Origin of the sequence: Fibrobacter sp. UBA4309 (genome assembly GCF_002395745.1) — a bacterium.
In the GTDB taxonomy this organism is placed as follows: domain Bacteria; phylum Fibrobacterota; class Fibrobacteria; order Fibrobacterales; family Fibrobacteraceae; genus Fibrobacter.
The window spans coordinates 89,384-110,685 of the sequence record NZ_DGUN01000074.1 but is presented as its reverse complement, the minus strand read 5'-3'; the positions used below and the strand labels follow the sequence as shown (position 1 = coordinate 110,685).

The following is a 21,302-nucleotide window of genomic DNA, read 5'->3' as shown; positions in this document are numbered from 1 at the left end:
AAAGATTCTAAGCGACGGGACTCGGGAAAAGAATCACGTCGGCGATTTCCGCCTTGCCCAGAGCCAGCATAAAGAGCCTGTCCAGGCCAAGCGCGACGCCGGAGCAGGCGGGCATGCCCGATTCCAGCGCGGCAAGAAAACGTTCGTCCATGGGCGGCAAAGGCTTGTTCGCCCTGCGGCGCAGTTCCAGATCGGCTTCGAACCTGCGGCGCTGTTCCGCGGCATCGGTCAGTTCCGTATAGCCGTTGCAGAGTTCTACTTTGTCTATAAAGAGCTCAAAACGCTTCGCCCAGGTCAGGCCGTCCTTGTCCACATACGTCTGCGCAAGGGCTGCCTGGGAAGGCGGATAGTCCGTGATGAATTCTGCACCATGGGCGGCAAGGGCCGGTTCCACGACAAAGACCATCAGATAATCCCACCAGTCCTCGCGGCTCATCATCCCGGAATGTTCCGGAACGGGAATCCCGTGGTATTCGCAAGTGTCGGAAAAATTCGTAAAATCCCTGCAGAACGGATCGACACCCGCGTAATTCTTGAAAGCGTCTATCCAGCGCGTACGCTTGGCATTGACCGGATGGCCCATGATTTCGCTGACAAGACTTTCCACCTCGTCCATCAGCTGCTCCTGGGGCATCCCGACACGGTACCACTCCACCATGCTGAACTCGTTATTGTGGTGGCAACCGAATTCATCCTTGCGGAACGATTTGGTAATCTGGAAAATATCGCCAAAGCCGGCTGCCAGCAGGCGCTTCATGTGGAATTCGGGACTCGTCATCATGTACTGCGTCGGCGTGGAATCCACTTCGAAATAATCCAATTGTGGATCGGTACCGCCCGCATTCGAAAGCGTCGGAGATTCTACTTCCAATACCTTCCTGTTCAAGAAAAAAGATCTCACCTTAGACAAAAGGGATTGCCTTTCGACCCAGGTCTCGCGCGAACATGTCGGTGCGAATTTACTTCTGATGGATACCATTACGCCCCCTAAACTCTCTTTTATTCGGCCTGCATTATGCAACGTACGGCCAAGTAGAATCCGCTGTCCACGGAAATGGACGACACTTCTTTATCCGTACTGAACATGGAACGGGCCGTTCCGCGTTTATCCCCATCAGCTTTTTCTGTCCAAAAATAGGCTCCTTCTCCTATTGTCGTAGAAATTCCGTTCTTGTTGGCATAGCCGCCAAACATCGCCGTAAACGCATAGTCGTCGCTACCATTGCTGCGGAGCTTTACCGCGGCATCACTGGCGCCACCGGCATAGACTTCAAGCATCTTCCAGTCTTCGTCCGTCGCAAGGCGGGATCCTTCGGGGCATGCCGTCTTGGCGGCGGCCTGCGTGTAGAGGCGCCCGTAGGCATTGCAGTTCTCGTCGTCGCGGTCATAGCACATGGAACCTTCTTCCATGGCATAATTCAGGTTCTGCACGAACCACTTGACCCCATTGATATCCTTCACCTTGTATACCTGGTTATCACGCGGGTCGGTAAACGACTCGAACACCGGGCAACGCGTTTCCAGTTCAAGCGAAGCAAGGATAGAATCCACCTGCGGCTGCCAAGCCGTACAGAAACGGAAAAGCTGGCCACCCGGCAACGCGGTGCTGTCGGCCTTGTGCTGTTCGGCCCAGCGCTGCACATACTTCACGGACGGAATCAACGTATCGGGAATAGCCAGGGCCTTCGCGTTCGCCTGCATGATATTCGCGAACTTCACGGCAACGTTCATCGGGCACTTCCAATAGCCTTCCTTAAGGCCCGTGCCAAGTTTTTCGTAAAGCGGTGAGGGCTTCGTAACCGTAACAACCGTATCTACATAATGTTCCGGCTTGGCGGGGCAAGAAAGCTTGTGCGCGACATCGTACATGGAATCGGCCTGGGCAATGCACTGGGCAAGGCATTCTTCCTTGGCCTTACCCTTCTTGGGACAGGCGACCCACATTGTCGTATCGACCTTTTCCTTTACCGGCTTGTTGAAGCCCTTTGTCTTCAGGGCAACTTTCGCCACCTTGTCCAACATGTCCAGGGCGTTGGTGTTGCCGGCGACGGCATCGTTCAAGAGAAAGGAAACGACTTCAGTACAGGCGTTTACGGCCTTCGCATTGGCGCAAACCTTGGTTCCGTAACCGTAGGTAAACTGGTTGGGGCAAGCGGCAAAGCTCTGTTCGGGCATCTGCTTGAAAATTTTTTCGTAAACGCTGACGGCATCGTTCGCAGACATCTTGCCGCAATATATTTCTTCAATTTCTCCGTTCTTTACCATTTTCTTGGCTGCAGCCAAGTCGCCGGAATCAATGGCGTCATGCAAGGAATCCTGCGCAAACGCACCAATAGCTAAAAATAATACAACGTAAAGCGAACGTTTTACAGACAAAGTTCTCATATACTCCTTACATACCCAAACGGATTCACGCATACACCTTATAAACCGTTTATGGCCTTAATATAGCAATCAAAACATATCTTTCCGGCCATGTAAGATTATTTTACAGCAGACAGTATTTTTTAAGAAAAAAAGTAAAAAAAGTATATTTTGAAGCCCATATTGTATCCTTTTGTTTACAAGCATCCTGTTTTCGGTTTTCTAAATTTGTGGACATGAACGACGCGAATGCTCATGGCACCATTTTTCTCGACGCGGAATCGATTCGTGGCGAATTCCCGATGCTCGTAGCCGGCGACAAGGAAGAAAAACCCCTCGCCTTTTTGGATAGCACCGCCACCACGCAGAAACCCGCATGCGTCATCGACGCGATGGATGACTTCTACCGCGAGCATTACAGTTCCGTCAAGCGCGGCGTGTACCGCTTGAGCGCCCGCACCACCGAAGCCTTCGAAAAGACCCGCAAGGATGTGGCGAAGTTTTTGAACGCCAAGAGCGAAGACGAAATCGTCTTTACGCGCGGCACGACCGAAAGCATCAACCTTGTCGCCTGGAGTTACGGACGCAAATTCTTCGATGCTGACGACGAAATCGTCATTAGCGGACTCGAGCACCACGCGAACATCGTCAGCTGGCAACTCGTCGCCGAAATGAAGGGAGCCAAGATCAAAGTCATCCCGGTAAAAGATGACGGGGACCTGGACCTGACAAAGCTGCCCGAACTCCTGAACGCTCGCACCAAGATGGTCGCCGTCACGCACGTGAGCAATTCCATCGGAACAATCAACCCGATTGCCGATATCATCAAGACGGTCCGCTCCGCTGCACCGCAGGCAAAGATCCTTATCGATGCGGCCCAGAGTTCCAGCCATATCAAGATTGACGTGCAGGCGCTCGACTGCGACTTTCTCGCCTTCAGCGGGCACAAGATGTACGGCCCCACCGGAATCGGCGTGCTTTACGGGAAATACAGCGTTCTCGATTCCATGCCCCCGTGGCACGGCGGCGGCGAGATGATCAAGAACGTGACGTTCGAAAAGACGACTTTTGCCGACGTGCCCGCACGTTTCGAGGCCGGCACGCCCGCCATCGCCGAAGTCATCGGACTCGGCAAGGCGATTGAATGGCTGAACGAAAAAGGGATCGACAACATCCGCGAGCACGAAGCGGAAATGACGCAATACGCCGTCGCTGAGCTGGCGAAAATCCCGCAAGTAAAGATCTTCGGGAATCCCAAGGAACGCGGCGCACTCATAAGCATTACCTTGGACGGAATCGCCGTAAGCGACGCCGCCATGATCCTGGACGAAGAAAACGTCGCCGTCAGGAGCGGCCACCACTGCGCACAGCCCGTGATGGACCGCTTCGGAGTAGACGCGACACTGCGTCTGAGTTTCGGCGCATATACACTAAAGCGCGACATTGACCGCCTTGTCGCCGGCATCCGCCGCGTCATCAGACTTTTCGCCTAACTTCTGAAAATTATTTCTTTGACATCGCCTTGAGAGCCGCGTCGATTCGGCCCGTCATCTGCACGGCTCCCGGATAGCCGAGATGGTCCTTGTTGATGGCCATGTTGTCGGCATAGTCGTGATCGCCCATCTTGTTTTCGTCCATGAACGTGAAGTTCGGGTACTTGGCCGTCAGACCCGCAATGTATTCCACCAGGGCAGGAGCCTCGCTGCGGCGCAGACCGTACTTTCCAAATCCACCCGTCTTTTTGAAATTCGGGCTCTGCGGGAAAATGATTCCCAGCACCTGGATATCGTGAGCCGCGGCCATCTCGATAATTTCTTCGATATGGCCAAGGGATTCGTAATACGTACTGGGATGCTTGTCCATCCAAGTGCTGTCGTAATCGACCGTCGGATTGTCTTCCCACGTAGCCCCATCCAGCCGCACATAGCCCATCTCGTCCCTGAAGTATTTCGCATAGAATTCGGAGCCATAAGTCGCCTGCGTCATTTCTGCCAGACCCTCGGGGTACGCCCCCTGCCAATAGGAATGGTTCTGGTCGTATACGAATCCGGGGAATTTTTTGTAATCTTCCAAGAAGAAATAATAGTTGGAATGTTCGCTGTAGCTCCACAAGTCGATATCGATTGAGATGACCAGATACTTGAGGTTCTTCACATGCGGCAAGATATAATTTTCAAAAAGGTATTTCGATGTAATCGGCAAGTTCGGGACGTTCGCCATGTTGATCGCATAGAACTCGTCACTCAGCAACGCCGGTATAACTCCTTCGAGCATGCGCGACGATCCAAGCATTACCGTATTCGCCGAATCCTTGTGCGTCCAGAGAAGTTCGAGCTTGTAACGCAACATCATAGCGGCTTCGCCGCAATCGGGCGTACAATAGACTCCCGCACTATCGATATCCAAATCGCCATACGCTACGTTATCTGCAGAATTTGACCACAGGGCCGGGTGCCACAGGTCTTCGCCTTCTACCACCTCGATAACGAGATTCGCATAGAAATCGATAAGGACAATCTTGGTATGGGCGCCGTCGGCATTGGTAAGCGTTGCGATTGCAGCTCCGCCCAACGTTTTCGGCGTCACGTTGTAAATCCATTCCGTATGGTCAAAAGTATAGGGTTTAGGAGCCACGATTCCCTGAATCAACCTTCCGGTGCTGTCGGCGATAAAGACGATCTCATGAGTCCTGTAGTCCATCCCGGCGGCATCCTTGCCTATCTGCGGGGCAAAATCCAAGAAGAGCGTCCTCTTGCTTCCGTCTTTCGAAAGCGATGCGTTGCAGGCCTGCTCGTTACCGTACCAGACAACGTTCTGAACCGTACCCGTATCGCCTGGAGGAACTATACGGGCACGCAGCCTGCTCGATCCGGACACGGCCAGGCGGTTATCCTCGCTGATGCCGCCATGGTAGGCCCCATCGAAAAGCTTCTGGGGAATCCCGAACTTTCCGCCCGAGAACTTTACCTGCCATGTAGATTGTGCCAGGAACGAAGCTTCGTCCTTGTTGTCGGCAGCAGACGTCACGTACACGATTACGGTATCGCCGTTCGGCAGAACACGCCAACGCGGTATGGCCGCGCTTTCCACATCCAGCTTCACAAGACCGCTGCCCGAGGCATCGAGATTGCGCACATAGACAGACGAATTGGCTTTAGTGCCTTCGAGCCCGGTACAGAAAGCAACGCGGCTGCCGTCCGGAGAAATGTCCGGATGGTACGAATCGATATCGTCCTCAATTTCTACCACGGAAGGGGCCCCGACCGTGTAGTCGATAAAAGCGAGATTGCCCGTGACCTCGTTACGGAACACCAGCTTTGTCTTGTATGCGCCGGTCACTCCGCGAATGGTCACGAGATTAGCCAACGGCACAATGCGCTGACTTACGGCCTTGCCCGAATTGTCCAGCCATGCAGGATTGGGAATCGGCCCGAATGCAAGCCTGAACCCGACATACACCGCATGCGTCGACGAAGTTACCGCATAGATATCGCCACGCGAATAAATCTTCAGGTTCTCGGGAGCCGTCCTGAATCCGCCGCCCTTCACAATGCGTTGGCCGATGCCGTCCCCTTCGGCAGCACCGACAAAGTTGGTCACCTGCGACTCGCCGAAATTTCCCAACCAGTCGTTGACCCATTCCATGACGTTACCCGCCATATCGCAAATGCGGGCCTGGGATCCCGAAGTACACACCTTGTGGGCCGCATTTTCGGCATTGCCGGAATTCCAGCTATTCTTCTCATCCCAGTTCATCTGCGCGGCAAGCGTCCATTCCGCTTCTGTCGGCAGTCGCAAGCCCAAGGCCATATTGCGGAGCGTCAAGCCCTCCAGACTCGAGCAGTGCCCGTCATTATCGATAACGGACTTGCTGTATGTATAGACAGTGTCCATACCAAGAGCCTTGCTCCGCGCATTCGCATAGAGAACGGCATCGTAATATGTAACATCGGCCACGGGAAGCGAATCGGATGCACAGGGGACCTGCAGCTTGGAAACAGCCTGCATCGCCTCGTTGAAATCGCGACAAGTCACTTCGCCCTTGCCCAGGAAAAAGTCGTAAGTAAACGCCACCTTCATTTGGGGGCGTTCGTTGCTCTTGGCAGAAATTTCCTCTGTCCCGACATAGACATACTTGCCGCTCGCCTGGATCTTTTCGAAACCGTCCATGGATTCGGGGAGAGCCACCGGTTCGTCGAAGGAGCTGCTGGAAGGAGTCTGCGAATCCGACGATTCCGCATCTGTCGAACTGACATCAGAAGAACCGCATCCGGTATACAAGCCGAATACACAGAGAAACAATATCCAGAAAGATCCAACCTTTCGATACAAAACGCTAACCCCGATAACTTCTTTTTCTGCCATAAATATATATCTTTCTAACATGGCCGAAGAAATAAACAACCTCATAAAAAAAATTTCTCCCTTTTTGGAAGAAAAAACAGAGGTTTTTCGTGAACTTTCGGTGTTTTTCGGCGAAGGAACGACCCCGGAAACCAACCGCAGGGACCTTCTGGCGTTCCTGGGACGCAAGCGCCTGTTCCGAGTCATCCGCATTGCGGGCACGAGTTTCAAGGACTGCGTTTACCAACTGGTCGACAACTATCCCGAATCGCTGGAGACCTTGGGAATGTTGCGCTACTACAAGTCACCTGGCGCACAGATTCCATGGGAAGAAATAGAAAAGGCCGAGATAGCGCTCGGCAACGAACTCACGGCAAACGCCTACGGATGGACTCCGGACGCCTGGACAGCGTTCCCGAACCGGGATCCCGTCGTAGACAACGACAACCCGTACGGACTGGTCGCCATTCTCGCCTTTGATTACGGCGACTAGCGGGCCTGGGGCAAGAATTCAAACAAAGTAATTCCCGGCAGTTTACCCTTGCGACTTACAAGGTACTGTGCCAGCGGTTGCTCCACGGTCTTATTCTTTAGCGAAGAGGCGTGCCTCAATTTCGGAATTTCTCCCTTACGGAAAAGAACGAAACCGGTATGGGTCGCATCGATTTTATCGGACTTGCCAATAAAGGCGATGCCGACAACCTTATTTTCTCCCTGATACGGATTCCTGGCCCAGGCAATCGCCTTGTCCAGAGGAAGGTAACGGATTTCCATCGGGGTATCCACAGCGGGTTTTCCGTCGACCTTGTACGGGATTTTCTTCGACTTGAAGAACTCCGTCTTCGGCATAGTTCGCGTAATGACCGTATCGCCGTCCATCGGAATCACCTTGGCAAAACGGCCTTCGCCGACCCAGTCATCCAACATGTAATGCTTGCGGGCAGTGTAGTCAATTACGCCATCCCTGTAACGGATGCGCTGCAGTTGCACGAAAATGGAATCTTCGTTCGGGGCCAAGGCAAGCGCTAGGACATGCTCGACAAACGTAACACAATCCAGGGAATCCAGATAAACTAACGGCTTATTCTCGACAGAATCCAGGTAGCTTTCGCCCATGGGGCCAAGCTTGTACGGCCTATTCAAAAGGGCTTTTGAAAAATGGTCCAACCGGGCCGGAAGCCCTTTCTCGTTCTGCGCCAGGAGCCAAAGCCGTTTCATTTCCATCAACGATGCATAACTGTCGCTCGTCTGCGCAATCAGGCGCATCCACAGCGTATCCAGTACGTCCTTCAACTTCTGGTCGGGATTCTTGCCCGTCTCGTTCAGGTACATGGCCACCGTCAGCGTATCGCCGTCCATCGGGAACACGTAGCCTACAAGCGCATGAGCCTCGCCAATGAAACCCGTCTTGAAATGCGTGAGCCACGGATACGGCAGATCGAGCATTCTCTTGCCGCCCGTACCGACACCCGGACTTGCAAAACTATTGATGTAGAACGCTCCCTTCGGATGCCGCGCCATCTTGGCGAGCATCTGCGTTTCCACGGAAGGTTTGAGCTTGTTCTTGGGAGAAAGCCCGCAACCATCCCATACCTCGAAATCGTCCGGATTGATTCCCATCTCCGAAAGGAACTGGCGCTCCATCTTCTTTCCGCCCTCCACGCTGCCCTCGCCAGCCTTTTCGGCACCGAGATTGCGGAACAGCGTTTCTGCATGGAAATTCTGGCTGCGCTGATTGATTTCGTCCAGGATGCTCAGGAGCGGGGCCGCCGAAAAAGAGAACTTCTTGATGTCTATTCCGGCAGGGACGCTCTTGTCTTCGACATAAGCGATACCGCGTTCCTTGAGGGCAGTCAGCAGCGCCGCACGGAAATACCCGACCGGATTTCGGATGGGCAGCACAAGACTCGCCGAGTCTACACCCAAGCCGATACTGCCGCCCAGGGTGATTTCGGACTTGACCGAATCGATGGCGTACGTCCACTTCTTTTTCTGTCCAGCGACCGTCACCAGTTCGTTCTTGATCGTCACGTACCCCACATCGGGCAATACGGAAACAATCGCCGTATCGCCTTCCTTTTCGCCGGGCTTGAATCGCACCATGGTGCAGTTGTCGTTGAATCCCAGCGGGCCGATTTCGGCTCCGTACCAGGCGTTATAGAAGTTCTTGCGCCAATGCTCCGCCTTCCACGGCCCCGTATAGTAACTCGTATCGAGCTGGATGCGGCCATGAATGGAATCAATCCCCAACATCGCGATCGAATCCGCCATGGCGTTCAGCATGTAGAACGGATCGGCAAAGTAACGCCCCGAAAAGTTCGGATCCCCTTCACCTCGGATATTCACAGAACCCCAGAACACCTTGCTGCGGATACTGCCGTTCATGGAAACTTCCGTTTTCGGCTCGTAGTCTATCGGCAAGAAATGCAGCGCCGTCGCCGTCGTAAGCGTCTTGAGCGTACTGGCCGGAGTAAATTTCTCCATGCCGCGGATGTTCATGATTTCCTTGCCCGTCTTTACCGACCGTACAGACAGCCCATACCGCGAACCGGGAACAACCGAGTCGACATAGGCCTGGTACGGCGCCACATCTATTCCCGCCAGCAACGGAGCGGCAAGAACCAAAGAAAGGCAGACAAGTCTATTCCATCGCATCATTTGGCCAGTCTGTTGAAGTCTTCGAAATACTGCGGATATGTCTTGTTCACGCACGCGGGGTCCATAATCTTTATCGGGACTCCACCAAGGGCGACAAGGCTAAAGCACATCGCCATGCGGTGGTCGTTGTATGTTTCGATAGTCGCCGGCAAAAGAGTCTCGGGAGGAACGATGCTGATGCTGTCCATGTCGCTTGTAACCGTCGCTCCCACTTTTTGCAGTTCCGCGGAGATTGCTGCAATGCGGTCCGTTTCCTTTACGCGCCAGCTGGCGATGCCGCTAATCTTGGACGGTCCGTCGGCAAAGAGAGCAAGTACGGAGACCGTCATCGCCGCATCGGGAATATCGTTCAGGTTCATGTCGATTCCATGGAGCGTGCAGCCGGAACCATCGCACTCGATCCAGTCCGGGCCGATTGTCACCCGGGCACCCATCTTGCGCAACACCTCGGCAAAAGCCACATCGCCCTGGTCACTCTCGCTACCCACTCCCAGCACACGCACCTTGCCCTTGGCAATAGCGGCCGCGGCCAGCGGATAGCTCGCAGAACTCGCATCGCCTTCCACGAGGAATTCCCCGGAGAAACTGTACACGCCCTGCGGAACATAAAAATCGGTCATGTTCTCCTGGCGCACCTCGATGCCGAACTGCTTCATGATTTCGAGAGTCAGTTCAACATAGGGAACAGAAATCAGTTCGCCTTCAACATGGATATGCAGCGGAGCCCTGCAATACGGAGCGCAAATCAACAACGCAGACAGGTACTGGCTCGAGATGTTGCCCCGTACAGAGACATCACCGCCATTCAACCCGTTCGCCTTGATGCATACCGGAGGATACCCTTCACTTTCCTCGTAGTCAATGTCGGCGCCTAGAGTACGCAACGCATCGACCAGGTCGCGGATAGGACGTTCGCTCATGCGCTCTTCGCCATGCAAGTGGAACTCCCCCTTACCGAGTGCAAGGGCCGCCGTAAGCGAACGCATTGCCGTACCGGCATTGCCCAAGAAAAGCTCCACCGGAGAATCCACCGAAATCGCGTCGGCATTGCCGTGCACCACGGCATCCCTGCCGTCGTTCGAAATATCGATTTTCACACCGAGCTTTTGCAAAGCCTCGCCCATGTAGCGGGTATCGTCGCTCTTAAGGAGGTTGCGAAGATGCGTAGAGCCCTTCGCAAGCGCCGACATCAGGAACACCCTGTTCGTAATACTTTTCGATCCCGGCAAGCGGATTTCGCCGTTATATGAACTTAATGCAGGTAACTGGATAAAACTTGGTCGGAATTGGAATTCTTTCATACATGAAAATTATACATTATTATTGACAACTCGGAAAAAAGAGGACTCCCATGGAACAAGAAATTACGACAAAAAAATTTGAAGTACGCTTTTCGGATTGCGACCACCACAGCAGACTCAAGCTTTCGAACCTTTTCCTGTTCATGGAAGATACCGCCATCACCGACGCCGAGCAGAACGGCTTTGGCCTGTGGAAGATGATGAAGGCCGGCTACACGACCGTCATCACCCGCATGAAGATCCGCATATTGCACCAGCCCGTCTGGGGCGAAAAGCTCAGCATTTCCACCTGGGCCAAGGACTTCTACAAGGACAAGGTTGTCCTGAAGGACTATTCCATCATCGATTCCCAAGGGCACTCCATCGCACAGGCGACATCGAGCTGGCTGCTCGTGAACATGCAAACGGGCAAGTCCGAGAATCCGGCCAACAGTCCGTTCCCCATCCCGCTCTTCCCTGGCAAGAACGCCCTGCCCGAGATGATGGACATCCTGAACCCCGAAATCGAACCGCGCATCATCCGTACCGAGGTGGCCAAGTACAGCGACCTCGACATGAATAACCACGTGAACCACTGCCGCTACGTGGACTGGGTCATGGATTCCCTCGACGTGGACGAAATCAAGAACCGCCGCATCCGTTCCATACAAATGAACTACATCGCACAAGTCCCGCTGGGAGCCAAGGTCGACATCGTACGCTTCAAGAATACGAACCACCACGCCTACATCTTCGGCATGAACGCCGAGGACAGCACCCAGTGCTACTTCCAGTCGCGCATCGGATTCAGCGGCTAGCGGCTACAGGCATCATTCCTTCAATACGCCCAGTTCCCGGTACAGCGAGAACCGCACGCTACCGTCCCTATCCGTTCGGAAAAAGCGCGCAGAATCACCCAGGACCAGTTCGTACTTGCGTACGACCTGTTCCGCTGGATGCCGATAGGGATTTTTCGCCCCGACACTCACTACGGCAAACTCCGGACTGACGCGGCTGACAAACGCGAGCCCGCTGCTACCGGCGGAACCGTGGTGCGGAACCTGCAGAAGTCCCGCATCGAGCGTCGGAGAAAGTTCCAGCAGCCGCCGTTCCCCGGCACTGTCCAAATCTCCCGTCAACAGGGCGCTGCCCGCGCCGAACCCGACGTGAACGACAATACTCGCACCGTTTCCGCCTTCACAAACATAACCGGGAGGCCAAAAGACCTCGAAGGACGGAACAGCCCCGTCGACCTCCGGCAAGCCGGCCACCGCATCGCCGCGCACGAGCGTATCTACCGGGATGCCGAAACGGCGGGCTAACCCGAGAACGCTGTCCCGCACGAAACCGCCCGCCGTGTCCGGCCCCACGTACAGCCGCTTCACCGCCACGCGCGGCGAGCTGGACAGGCCCTTCCCGGAAGCCAATTCCATAAACCCGCCCGCATGGTCCCTGTGGTTATGGCCCAGCAGTACCCATTCGAGCGTATCTACGCCGCGGGCCTCGAGCGAGTCCATCACCCCCGCCGAATCGGGGCCCATGTCGTACATGGCATAATGCCCCCCGTACTCCAGCAGCACCGCGAGCCCCTGCCCCACATCCAGAAAGACGGCCCCCAGCGCGAATTCTTCTTCACGGCCGCCGCTTTCGTACATACATCCCGCAATCCACGACAAACAGGCTCCGCAGACGCCCAATACAAAAGTCTTTTTTAAGAAAAAGGGTATCCTCATACCTATATAGACGGATTTTTCCCCGGATTCGAGCCTTTTCCCAACTTTTTTACTAAATTTTAGCCATGCAGCTTCCTAAATACAAAAAGAAAAAGCGTATCAAGCTCAAGATTTGCCAGGAACCCGGCTGCGGCCGCGAATTCTGGGGCCACCCGATTGCCAAGTACTGCGAACTGCACCGCGACATCAAGCAGCGCCAGAAGCAGAAGAAGAACATCGAGAGCATCGAGTCCAAGAACATCATCTTCCGCCACAACTACACGGAATCCATGGACCTCTCGTTCAAGTGCTGCCTGGACGGGTGCAACGAGCTGTTCACCATCAAGGTGTTCCCCAAGCAGACGGTCTACCCCCGTTTCTGCATGGAGCACAGGAACGACTTCAAGCGCGAAAACTTCATCCGCATCATGGCCAAGAAGGCCTCGGATTAAGTTTTTTCGACTAAAAAAGACTAAATTTGGCAACTTTTTTCCGCCATCCCTTGAAATTTGGGATGGCTTTTTTATATTTGGTCTCGCTACATGGTGGATGTAGCTCAATTGGTTAGAGTCCCAGATTGTGATTCTGGATGTTGCCGGTTCGAGTCCGGTCATCCACCCGAAAAAGACCCCGCATCAAGCGGGGTCTTTTTTTTCCTCCTAACCAAGTTCTACGTCTACTTGTCGTAGATGGTAATATTTATTCTGGCCCGGAACAGGTAGCCTTCCGCGCCGAGATCGCGGTAATAATCAACAACCGCAAAGACCTCTGCCTCATAGCGGAATTTTTCGACTTCCTTCTCGAACCGGTAGAATGTCAGTTCGCCGTCATAATCCGATTTTGCATATTCCGTATATTGCATAGACTCAAGGTCGTCTATGGTGAGCGTTTCCTGGCTCTTCAGGGTAAAGCCGTGCGCTTCCATCATCAAGGCATATTCATCGGCCTTGGCCTTGGCTTCATCGAAATAGTCATCATTACTAGCGCCGACACTAGAACCGAGTCGGGTATAACAATTCCAAGACGTCCACTTCTGGTCATTCGAATAGTACCTATAATGGTACTGCGTCGAATCTAAGACAAACTTCAGGTCTTCGGGGATTTCCCTGTACTTGGGAGAATCATAGTCCTTTTTCATTTCCGTCGGGATTTCATCAGCACCTTCCTCGCGAACAATCAACTTTACGTAGAACATCGCCGAAGGCATCGTGAAACCAAGCGTAGTCCAAACACGGACCTCGCCCTTCGTAATCACGAGCGTATAGACCTTGCCGCCAGACGTTCTCACGTAAACATACGAATCCTCGGTATAATCGTTATCCAGTGAATCATTGGAATACACACCTTCATATTCAAAGCCCTTTCCCGCAGCCTCGTTTATCAGTTCCGTCGCAACGGAATCACAAGCACCCCAAAGTGCAGGAGACTGGCCCCGCCACATAATCTGCGCCCCTTCCGCATACTCGGTGTATTCCGTCTTCTTTTCAAGGAAATCCTCGACAAAAGCCAGTTCGTCGGGCAAGTCCGGCAAGGTATCCTTCTTCTGTTCTACAGAACTTGAAGAAGATGAAACATACGGGTTGTAGACGGAACTCGACGAGGCGGCGCTGGAAGAGGAACCATCGGAACTTCCCCTCTTCTTTCCTGTTCCCTTGACGCAGCGGACAGAGAGCGCCCATCCGAGATCGGCCCCATAATACCATATCTCGGAATCCTTTTTCCTAAGTATCACATAATCCACAGTATTGATCATATTTCCCACCCCAAAAGTCTCGGTATTAGACGATGTCCAAAAATCAGTCAAGGAATCCAGCCCCACATAATTTTCGCCATCAAACATACCTGCAGGCATAGCATTGAATCCAAACTTGTCCGTACCGTACTGCCTTTCCCAATCATCGTCCCAGTAATACGACTGCAAACTATACGCAACAGAATCTTCATGGCTGTTATCTCTAGCGTATTCCACAAGGTCCATCCATTCTCCCTTATCCGGCAAATGCCATCCATCGGGGCACACACCTTGACGGGGATAGAAATCACTCTTCAAAGTGCATTTATAGAAGTACTTGCCACATTCTTCGCTTGTCGTATCCAAAGCAATGTCCCAGTCATACAGGCGGCCATACTTTTCGCAATTCTTCTCGTCGTCGCCATAGCAGAGGCTACCTTCAGCAGCATAGTTGAGGTTCTCCGCCATCCAGACCTGATTACCAATCCGGACCGTCTTGTATTCCTTTCCATCACGGGAATCCTTCATGGTGCCAAAAGATTTTCCGGACGAATCCTGGTTCGAACTGCTGCTCGATACAGGTTCCTCACCCGGAATATGCCAGCGCCCCTTTTCGCACGCGAAGTACTTGTCGTACATCTTGCTCAGCTTGTTCACGTTGCGCTTGACTTCGCCTTCGCGCTTTTCGGTACACTGGCCAAGCCCGTAGTTTTCCCACCAGTAGTTGGTCACGAACTTCTCGAACGCGGGCACGGTATCCGCATACTTCCAGCCTTCGACATTCTTGCGCACGTTCGCGAGCGTTCCCATGAGGTCGGCATCGCACGCCCAGTCCGCAATCACGGTCTTCGCGTCGGCATCTTCCCAGGCGCCGCCTTCCGCAACCGCGATGCTGAACTCGCCCATACGCTCGGTGAGGCCCGCGACATCCACATCCGCCTGCATCAATACGCTGATGGCGAGCAGGGCAGCGTTTCCGTCGCCCGATTCAAAGATGTTCAAGTCTTCGGATTCGCCGAAGTCACCCGCGATATTGAACGCCGCAAGGATTTCCTTGTCCGCCTGCGCCTTCGCTTCGGCAATAGGCTTTTTCTTCTCGGTCACGAGGTACATCACACGCTCGTATTCCAGATGTGTGAGCAGGTTGATGTTCACCGTCTTGCGGTTGCTGAGGTCGGTCAGCGCGCGGAGCGTCACCGTGCCCGTAGATTTTTTGCCTGAAATCTCGTCGCGGTAATAACCCGACGCCTCGAGGATGGCATACTGCGACTTGAGATCGATATCCTTGATGGCAAAATCGCCCTTGTCGCTCTTGATGGAGCCCTTGAAGCTCTTGCCCGTCTGCTTGAGCGTAATGCCGTCAAGTTCCTGCACCGTCACGGCGGAACCTGTGACGAACGGGCCCTTCTGCGTAACACCCGCCACTTCCCAGTCCGTGACCGCAGTGATGCCAGCATCTTCCGAAGTACCGCCGGCAATATCATCGGAGCCAGAATCGGAACAGGCGGCAAGCATGCCAAATATGGCTACGCATGTCGATACAAAAAGCGAGCCCCTTCCAAATACCTTATAGAGATTCGTTTTCATTTCCGATCCTCCCCTTTAAATTTATATTCCTTTTTTTCCGGCAGGCGTTCACTCATCGGAAACAATTGTAAGTTCAGGCGGTACACCTGCTCCGTCCCGTCATCTTCTGCGGCAATCGCCACGATGCGCCGGCGGCAATCTGCCAATTCCTTCTTGATCCGGTCATACGCACGGCGCGTAAGCCCCATGGTCAGCCCCGACATGTCGCGTTCAGAAAGCGGCAGGTCCAAGGCCTTCACCGCAAACTCCCCCATCTGTCGCTGCATATCGCGGGCCGCCACGGGGACCGCATCTACCGAGCCCATCGAGATGGACTTGTCCGTCTGGCGGTAGTTCCCGCTCCTGTCCTTCTTCAGGAGCTTCGCACGCACCAGAAAGTCAAGCGTTTCGGACACTTCGGCTGCCGTGATTGCGGGTTTGCAAGCCCTCGCCATCTCGAGGGGCCTTGCACCGGGCATGTGCGGGGCAAGCTCGCGCAGCACCGGGTTCCTCCAAGACTTAAAATAATCGAATTCCTCGTTCCCGAGCACGCGCACCTTGTGGGCATGCGCCAGCGCGCAACGTTCCTCGAATGCGGCACGTTTCGCCTTGTCGCTCTTGGCATGTGCATACGAGACCATCAAGACAAAGTACGTCTGTTCGTAACCGGCGAGGCCCATCGCGGCGGCAACGGAACCTGCGGCGTTTACGCTCAGGTTCTTCTTTCCCTCACACACGTACTTCAAGTACACCGCCGACGAAAAACCGGCATCGCGGGCGAAGTCGCGCCACGTGAATGCCGAGCAACGCTTGCGTTCATCGTAGTAGTCCTGGATGAACTTGCGGTAATCTGTGTATTCAACGATTTCCTTCATGTACACAAATATAGGCTGTTTTTAGCGTTTTAGAACACAAAATCGCCATTTTTATGCAATTTTTACCATTTCTAGCAAAATTTTCAAGAATTCAAAGAAACAGAATACAAACGTTGTATTCCAGGAGTACAAGAAATGTTCCCCGGAATACAGAAAAACCCCGCCATCGCTGGCGGGGCATTCCCCCTACCCTATTTAAGATTTAGTTCTTTACGCAGCGGACAAAGGCCTCACTTAGCGGATCCTTGGACATTGAATAATCTACGCCCCAGATATTAAGCGTGGAAAGACCATGTATCCCATATTCACGGAGATATTCTACCATTTTCCGAGCATCCTCTTGATGACCTTCATTATATAATTGCGTCCAGATTTCGATTTCTTCCTCATCATTTTCAGCACTAAAGACAGCCGGGTAGGTGTGGTAAGAAAGCGGATCCTTTTCATCTTTCGGCTCTTTAAGGTTGAAGTCAAACCTGTTATAGTATACGCCGACATCTTTCCACGTTTCATCAATCAGGTTGTAAACACCTCCTACATAATCAATCAGGGCTTTCCATTCCAAGTCATTGAACACGTGCCAGCCATCAGGACAAATTCCTTGATGAATCGAATCGAGTACGCCCTCCTCTACAGCCTTCTTCATGTATTTTTGGTCAATCTGCAAAGCAGTCGTCCAACTGTAAAGCCCCGAGGCTGCTTTGTACTTGAGGTCTTCCGCCATCCATTCATATCTTTTGCCTTCGTACTCAAAGCTTACCGTCTTGTAAGTCTTTCCATCTCGCGGATCCGTCATCGTTCCCGATTCATGGTCAATCTTCATCTTGAGCGAGTCAATATATCCCTTTGTATTCATTTCCCAGTAAACCCCGTTGCAAAGGAAATAACCGGAATCCTTAACCACCATCCTATAATCAGTGTCATCCATAACTAGGATAGGCCTATGAAAATCCCTATATTCACCCCAGAGACTTTCAGTGCATTTTTCTAGTCCCATATAGTTCAAGAACAAGAGCACGCTAAATTCGTATTCCTTTTTCATGGCAGAAAGAGACCCATACGAACCTGGATCGACCGCATCCTTTTCCCTCATACCGCTTTCATCTATATATTCAAGATGATAGAATTCCTTGGCATCACCGTAGGCTTCCGCCACGAGCCATTGCATAATGGCATCGCTGAGAATACCATCATCGGCAAAGTCATCTGCAAAGCCATCAATAAAGTTTTGCAATCTAGAGCAGTCAATATTGTCCTTAGAATCGTAATAGGCCCATCTATCATATTCACTGCCCTCGCCGTCCCAAGGATCCCACAGGGAGCGGCTATCTATAAGTTTGCTGATATTGTACAGGGTTCTATCCGCTTCGGACGACTTGAATATGTTCAAATCCTCTGCAGTAGGCACTTCCATTTTGACACCGAATGCGCCAAGGACTTCCGTAGCCGCCTGCTTCTTGGCCTCCGCGAAAGCCTTGCCGGATTTCACCAGGTTCAAGACCCTCTTGTATTCAAAATGGGTCAAGAGATTGATGTTCGAGACTTTGCGATTTTCCAAGCTAGTGACAGCATCAAGCCGCATCGGACATTCCGAACGCTCACCGTCATATTCATGGGTATAGTAGCCTTCAGCAGAAAGTAACACGTACGGGCTTTCAAGTTCCACCGAGTCTATTCCGAAACGGCCCTTATCGTCAATGGTTGTGGTTTCGAATTTCCTTCCTGTGGGTTCGAGTTTTCCGTCTGCCGACGTCTCCCTCAAAACAACGGAGGAACCCTTTACAAGCGGGCCCTTCTGAGCCACACCCGAAATCATCTTGCCCTCAAGCGCAATGACGCCTTCGCTCTCTTCGCTCGTACCCGCGACATCCTTGCCGCTCTCGAAACAGGCGCAAAGCATCGCCCCCAATACAAGAGTCGGCAAAATCCACTTTGCCTTTTTCATTCCATTACCTATAACCATACCCTACTCTCCTTTCCCCGACCCGTCCGAGTCTTTGTTAATGTTTTCCGTAAGCGGGAAAAGCTGCATGTTCAAGCGGCAGACCCTTTCCAGTTTCTTGTCCTTCGAGACGATAGCCACGATCCTCTTGCGGCACAGCGCAAGTTCCTCCACGACCTTCGCGTAGCTTTCGGCAGTCACGCCCATGGTGATGCCGCTGAAGTGGCGTTCCGAAATCGGCAACTTGTCAAGCGCCTCGAGCGCGAATTCGCCCATCTGGCGCAGCAGCGAATGCACCGCCACAGAGACAACCTTCAGGCGCCCCGTTGTAAGCGAGCGGTTCGTCTGGTGGTAATTGCCCTTGATGTCGCGCGTCAACAGCCCCGCCTTCGTAAGAAAGCTGAGACTCGCGCTCACGTCGGCCGCCGAAATCGCTGGGCGGCATACCTTGGCAATCTCGTTCGGCTTTGCACCCGGCATGGCAACCGCCAGTTCGCGCACCACGGAATGCTTCCAGGTTTCGTAGAACGTGTAGAATTCGCTCCCGAGAATCTTCACGTTGTGCGCCGAGCTCAAAGCCTCCATTTCCTCGAAGCACTTTTTCTTTTCGCGGTCCGTCTTCGCGCTCTCGTAGCGCACCATCAAAATAAAGTAGTCGTACTCGAAGCCGAGCAACCCCATGGCAAGGGCAGTTTTCTTCGCCCCCTCTTCGCGAAGGCGCGTCTTGCCGTCGCAAACCAGCTTCAAGTACGACCCCGATGCGAACCCGGCAATCTTCGCGAACTCGCGCCACGTGAAAGCCGAGGTGCGCTTGCGTTCGCGGTAGTAGTCCAGGATATACTGGCGATAGTCCTTGTATTCGACAACCGATTTCATCATGACAATAAAATAGATTATCGCCGCACCCCACGCAATATTTTCTAAAAAACAAAAATAGCGTTTTTTTAGAAATTTAGCCATATTACTCTACAAGAATAAATTTTTTCACATTCTATAAAACAAAATGCAGGAATACATAAAACAAAAGGAACCCGGATTATTCCGGATTCCCTGTTTCTAGAGTCAATATTTTATAGACGAACTAATGGCAGACTATTTTGCAGTCGGATGATATCCCGAAGTGAGAGGATCGTAGGCCGTATGCGCAGTATCTATCGTCGCTGTCGACGAAGATTTAAGAACGCGGATCTGATCATCTCCCCTAATCAAGAGGTTATTCGTGAGGAGAACGGCGTTATTATAAACTCTAAAGCGGGAAATCGGAAGTCGGAATGTATTACCACCTATGGGTCGTGCGACAAGATTAATTCCATTCAAAGTCGGCCATGCCATGGTAGTATTGTCAACAAGGAGTTTTCCCCTGACAATAAACGTAGATGCGGTATGCCAAAGGCCATTTAAATCGCCTGTAAAATCCAATATTTCAGAGTTGATAATTTGCATGGTCGTATTGGCACCAACTTCGACGTGATTTTCGTTATATAAATTCAAACTGCCCACCTTTGTTGCGTCATACATACTCGCATCAAACGACATATGCGAATTCATAATACGAATGGGGCCGTAATTGTCTGGACCGGAGTATATACGGCCAAGCAAGTTGCTATTGGAGAAATTCACCCCAATTCCAGAATTTATTTCTTCGGCATAAACAGCATCTACGCATAAATCACATCCGCTATTCTGGATATCCACCGAAGGTACCGCACGGAAGAAATTATTACCATTGAATCCCCTTCTAAAATAGAAGCCCTTATTAGCCTTAAAGATAAACACATTGCTTATCCAAGCCCAGTCAACCCAGCCAAATTCCATACCCACCATATTGTTCAGAATATACGATTCTATGTCGTTATACATTTTCGTTGCCGTCGCTTCTCCCGCATAAACACCCGTAATTCCATAGTAACTCGTACAGAACTGGGTATGGATATTGACATCCTCTATCGCACCCTGAGAAGTAATAGCATCCAAACGCAAGCCCCTCTTAAGGGCCGTCATATTGACACCCTTGATATAATGGTCGTTAGAGCCGCTCAAGTCAATGCCGGCATACGAATTAACCAAGGTCGTATTCATAACGGAGCAGCGCGAAAAATAATCGCCGCCCTCGTACCCATCGCCATGCGGGAAGGTTCCAACACCCGTCTGGCAAGAAATGGTCCATGGGTAAGGAACAGGATGAAATTCATCATTAGCTGTCGGAATCGCCTGTTGCGGGTAAAAAACATTTACGCCATCAAGAGTCGCGGTCCCCTGAAGGGCGATGCACGCACCGTCGTCTTTATGGTCCCAGGCCGGGTTGAAATTTGCAGGATTCCAGCCCCAGCCATGATAGCACGCGATATTAGTTCCATCCGTTCTATTCCACGTCACGTTTGCCTGGTTCACATATGTCTGCACATACAAATCTGATTGCGTGACATTGTGAGGACGATTGTAAGAACCCTTGAGCGTCATACCATGCGGGACAACGATTTGGTCGTTAAAATTCCACACTCCCGGAGGCAAGTAGACGCCTATTCCTTTCAAGTTTCGGGCATCGGCAAACGCTTCTTGCAACATCGCATTGGTAAAGTAACGACGTGTCGAATTCGTCCCGTTAACACATGACATCTTATAGCTGTCAATCGTCTTACATGAACCGCTCGGCTGGCCAGACGCATTAACAACTTGTTTATTCTTTTCTCTAACGAAGTCCTCGAAATTAATGTATTTACCATCCATAAGCTGGATGGCGAATGCCGATTGCATCATGGCAAGCAGCAAGACTGATATTGATTTTTTCATTTCGTTCCCTTTCCCTAAAAAAGGTTTAATCGTTTAACT

The 21,302-nt window shown here is 52.2% G+C and carries 15 protein-coding genes and 1 tRNA gene; 5 read left to right on the top strand and 11 right to left on the bottom strand.

Going from position 1 to position 21,302, the window contains the following annotated elements:
- Positions 1-7: 7 nt before the first annotated feature.
- Together epmA and B3M32_RS10670 are read right to left on the bottom strand one after the other, a co-directional pair.
- Complete coding sequence (epmA, locus tag B3M32_RS10675) at positions 8-979, bottom strand: EF-P lysine aminoacylase EpmA (RefSeq protein ID WP_290746582.1); 972 nt, start codon at positions 977-979, stop codon at positions 8-10.
- A 20-nt stretch (positions 980-999) separates the two neighbouring features.
- On the bottom strand, positions 1,000-2,310 hold the full coding sequence (locus tag B3M32_RS10670) for an FISUMP domain-containing protein (RefSeq protein ID WP_290746579.1): 1,311 nt from the start codon (positions 2,308-2,310) through the stop codon (positions 1,000-1,002).
- 290 nt (positions 2,311-2,600) lie between these two features.
- On the opposite strand from B3M32_RS10670, the gene B3M32_RS10665 reads away from it, so the two are divergent.
- Positions 2,601-3,857: an aminotransferase class V-fold PLP-dependent enzyme gene (locus B3M32_RS10665; RefSeq protein WP_290746576.1), complete on the top strand. Its 1,257-nt coding sequence runs from the start codon at positions 2,601-2,603 to the stop codon at positions 3,855-3,857.
- A 10-nt stretch (positions 3,858-3,867) separates the two neighbouring features.
- On the opposite strand, the gene B3M32_RS10660 is transcribed toward B3M32_RS10665, so the two are convergent.
- Positions 3,868-6,729: a TIGR02171 family lipoprotein gene (locus B3M32_RS10660; RefSeq protein WP_414655180.1), complete on the bottom strand. Its 2,862-nt coding sequence runs from the start codon at positions 6,727-6,729 to the stop codon at positions 3,868-3,870.
- A 19-nt stretch (positions 6,730-6,748) separates the two neighbouring features.
- On the opposite strand from B3M32_RS10660, the gene B3M32_RS10655 reads away from it, so the two are divergent.
- Complete coding sequence (locus tag B3M32_RS10655; RefSeq protein ID WP_290746570.1) at positions 6,749-7,201, top strand: hypothetical protein; 453 nt, start codon at positions 6,749-6,751, stop codon at positions 7,199-7,201.
- Here B3M32_RS10655 and dacB read toward each other — a convergent pair.
- Entirely contained in the window at positions 7,198-9,366 is a 2,169-nt protein-coding gene (gene dacB / locus B3M32_RS10650; protein WP_290746567.1) for a D-alanyl-D-alanine carboxypeptidase/D-alanyl-D-alanine endopeptidase, read from the bottom strand. The two genes, B3M32_RS10655 and dacB, sit on opposite strands and share 4 nt — an antisense overlap.
- Positions 9,363-10,667, bottom strand: coding sequence for a 3-phosphoshikimate 1-carboxyvinyltransferase (aroA, locus tag B3M32_RS10645; protein WP_290746564.1), 1,305 nt, complete (start codon positions 10,665-10,667; stop codon positions 9,363-9,365). The genes dacB and aroA overlap by 4 nt, the downstream gene beginning before the upstream one ends.
- Before the next feature lie 50 nt (positions 10,668-10,717).
- On the opposite strand from aroA, the gene B3M32_RS10640 reads away from it, so the two are divergent.
- Complete coding sequence (locus tag B3M32_RS10640) at positions 10,718-11,464, top strand: acyl-[acyl-carrier-protein] thioesterase (protein WP_290746560.1); 747 nt, start codon at positions 10,718-10,720, stop codon at positions 11,462-11,464.
- 12 nt (positions 11,465-11,476) lie between these two features.
- Here the strand turns inward: B3M32_RS10640 and B3M32_RS10635 are convergent, their stop codons facing one another.
- On the bottom strand, positions 11,477-12,322 hold the full coding sequence (locus B3M32_RS10635; RefSeq protein ID WP_290746557.1) for a ComEC/Rec2 family competence protein: 846 nt from the start codon (positions 12,320-12,322) through the stop codon (positions 11,477-11,479).
- A 122-nt stretch (positions 12,323-12,444) separates the two neighbouring features.
- Here B3M32_RS10635 and B3M32_RS10630 point away from each other — a divergent pair, with 122 nt between their 5' ends.
- A complete protein-coding gene (locus B3M32_RS10630) occupies positions 12,445-12,810 on the top strand; it encodes a hypothetical protein (protein WP_290746554.1) in 366 nt (121 codons plus the stop codon).
- A gap of 93 nt (positions 12,811-12,903) precedes the next feature.
- Positions 12,904-12,977, top strand: a tRNA-His gene (locus tag B3M32_RS10625).
- A 57-nt stretch (positions 12,978-13,034) separates the two neighbouring features.
- On the opposite strand, the gene B3M32_RS10620 is transcribed toward B3M32_RS10625, so the two are convergent.
- The 5 genes from B3M32_RS10620 to B3M32_RS10600 all read right to left on the bottom strand — a co-directional run bounded on the left by B3M32_RS10620 (position 13,035) and on the right by B3M32_RS10600 (position 21,263).
- Entirely contained in the window at positions 13,035-15,677 is a 2,643-nt protein-coding gene (locus B3M32_RS10620; protein ID WP_290746552.1) for an FISUMP domain-containing protein, read from the bottom strand.
- Positions 15,674-16,531 carry a TIGR02147 family protein gene (locus tag B3M32_RS10615; RefSeq protein ID WP_290746549.1) on the bottom strand — a complete coding sequence of 286 codons (858 nt, stop codon included), beginning with the start codon at positions 16,529-16,531 and terminating at the stop codon, positions 15,674-15,676. The genes B3M32_RS10620 and B3M32_RS10615 overlap by 4 nt, the downstream gene beginning before the upstream one ends.
- 202 nt (positions 16,532-16,733) lie before the next feature.
- Positions 16,734-18,494 carry an FISUMP domain-containing protein gene (locus B3M32_RS10610; protein WP_290746546.1) on the bottom strand — a complete coding sequence of 587 codons (1,761 nt, stop codon included), beginning with the start codon at positions 18,492-18,494 and terminating at the stop codon, positions 16,734-16,736.
- 3 nt (positions 18,495-18,497) lie between these two features.
- Positions 18,498-19,352 (bottom strand): TIGR02147 family protein, encoded by an 855-nt coding sequence (locus B3M32_RS10605; protein WP_290746543.1) that lies wholly within the window; start codon positions 19,350-19,352, stop codon positions 18,498-18,500.
- 213 nt (positions 19,353-19,565) lie between these two features.
- On the bottom strand, positions 19,566-21,263 hold the full coding sequence (locus B3M32_RS10600; RefSeq protein ID WP_290746541.1) for a hypothetical protein: 1,698 nt from the start codon (positions 21,261-21,263) through the stop codon (positions 19,566-19,568).
- Positions 21,264-21,302: the final 39 nt, after the last annotated feature.

What these genes read in the sequence shown, in the direction of transcription:
- epmA (WP_290746582.1), bottom strand. Translation starts at nt 979, where the DNA reads ATGGTATCCATCAGAAGTAAATTCGCACCGACATGTTCGCGCGAGACC.
- B3M32_RS10665 (WP_290746576.1), top strand. Translation starts at nt 2,601, where the DNA reads ATGAACGACGCGAATGCTCATGGCACCATTTTTCTCGACGCGGAATCG.
- B3M32_RS10660 (WP_414655180.1), bottom strand. Translation starts at nt 6,729, where the DNA reads ATGGCAGAAAAAGAAGTTATCGGGGTTAGCGTTTTGTATCGAAAGGTT.
- B3M32_RS10655 (WP_290746570.1), top strand. Translation starts at nt 6,749, where the DNA reads ATGGCCGAAGAAATAAACAACCTCATAAAAAAAATTTCTCCCTTTTTG.
- dacB (WP_290746567.1), bottom strand. Translation starts at nt 9,366, where the DNA reads ATGATGCGATGGAATAGACTTGTCTGCCTTTCTTTGGTTCTTGCCGCT.
- aroA (WP_290746564.1), bottom strand. Translation starts at nt 10,667, where the DNA reads ATGAAAGAATTCCAATTCCGACCAAGTTTTATCCAGTTACCTGCATTA.
- B3M32_RS10640 (WP_290746560.1), top strand. Translation starts at nt 10,718, where the DNA reads ATGGAACAAGAAATTACGACAAAAAAATTTGAAGTACGCTTTTCGGAT.
- B3M32_RS10630 (WP_290746554.1), top strand. Translation starts at nt 12,445, where the DNA reads ATGCAGCTTCCTAAATACAAAAAGAAAAAGCGTATCAAGCTCAAGATT.
- B3M32_RS10620 (WP_290746552.1), bottom strand. Translation starts at nt 15,677, where the DNA reads ATGAAAACGAATCTCTATAAGGTATTTGGAAGGGGCTCGCTTTTTGTA.
- B3M32_RS10615 (WP_290746549.1), bottom strand. Translation starts at nt 16,531, where the DNA reads ATGAAGGAAATCGTTGAATACACAGATTACCGCAAGTTCATCCAGGAC.
- B3M32_RS10610 (WP_290746546.1), bottom strand. Translation starts at nt 18,494, where the DNA reads ATGGTTATAGGTAATGGAATGAAAAAGGCAAAGTGGATTTTGCCGACT.
- B3M32_RS10605 (WP_290746543.1), bottom strand. Translation starts at nt 19,352, where the DNA reads ATGATGAAATCGGTTGTCGAATACAAGGACTATCGCCAGTATATCCTG.
- B3M32_RS10600 (WP_290746541.1), bottom strand. Translation starts at nt 21,263, where the DNA reads ATGAAAAAATCAATATCAGTCTTGCTGCTTGCCATGATGCAATCGGCA.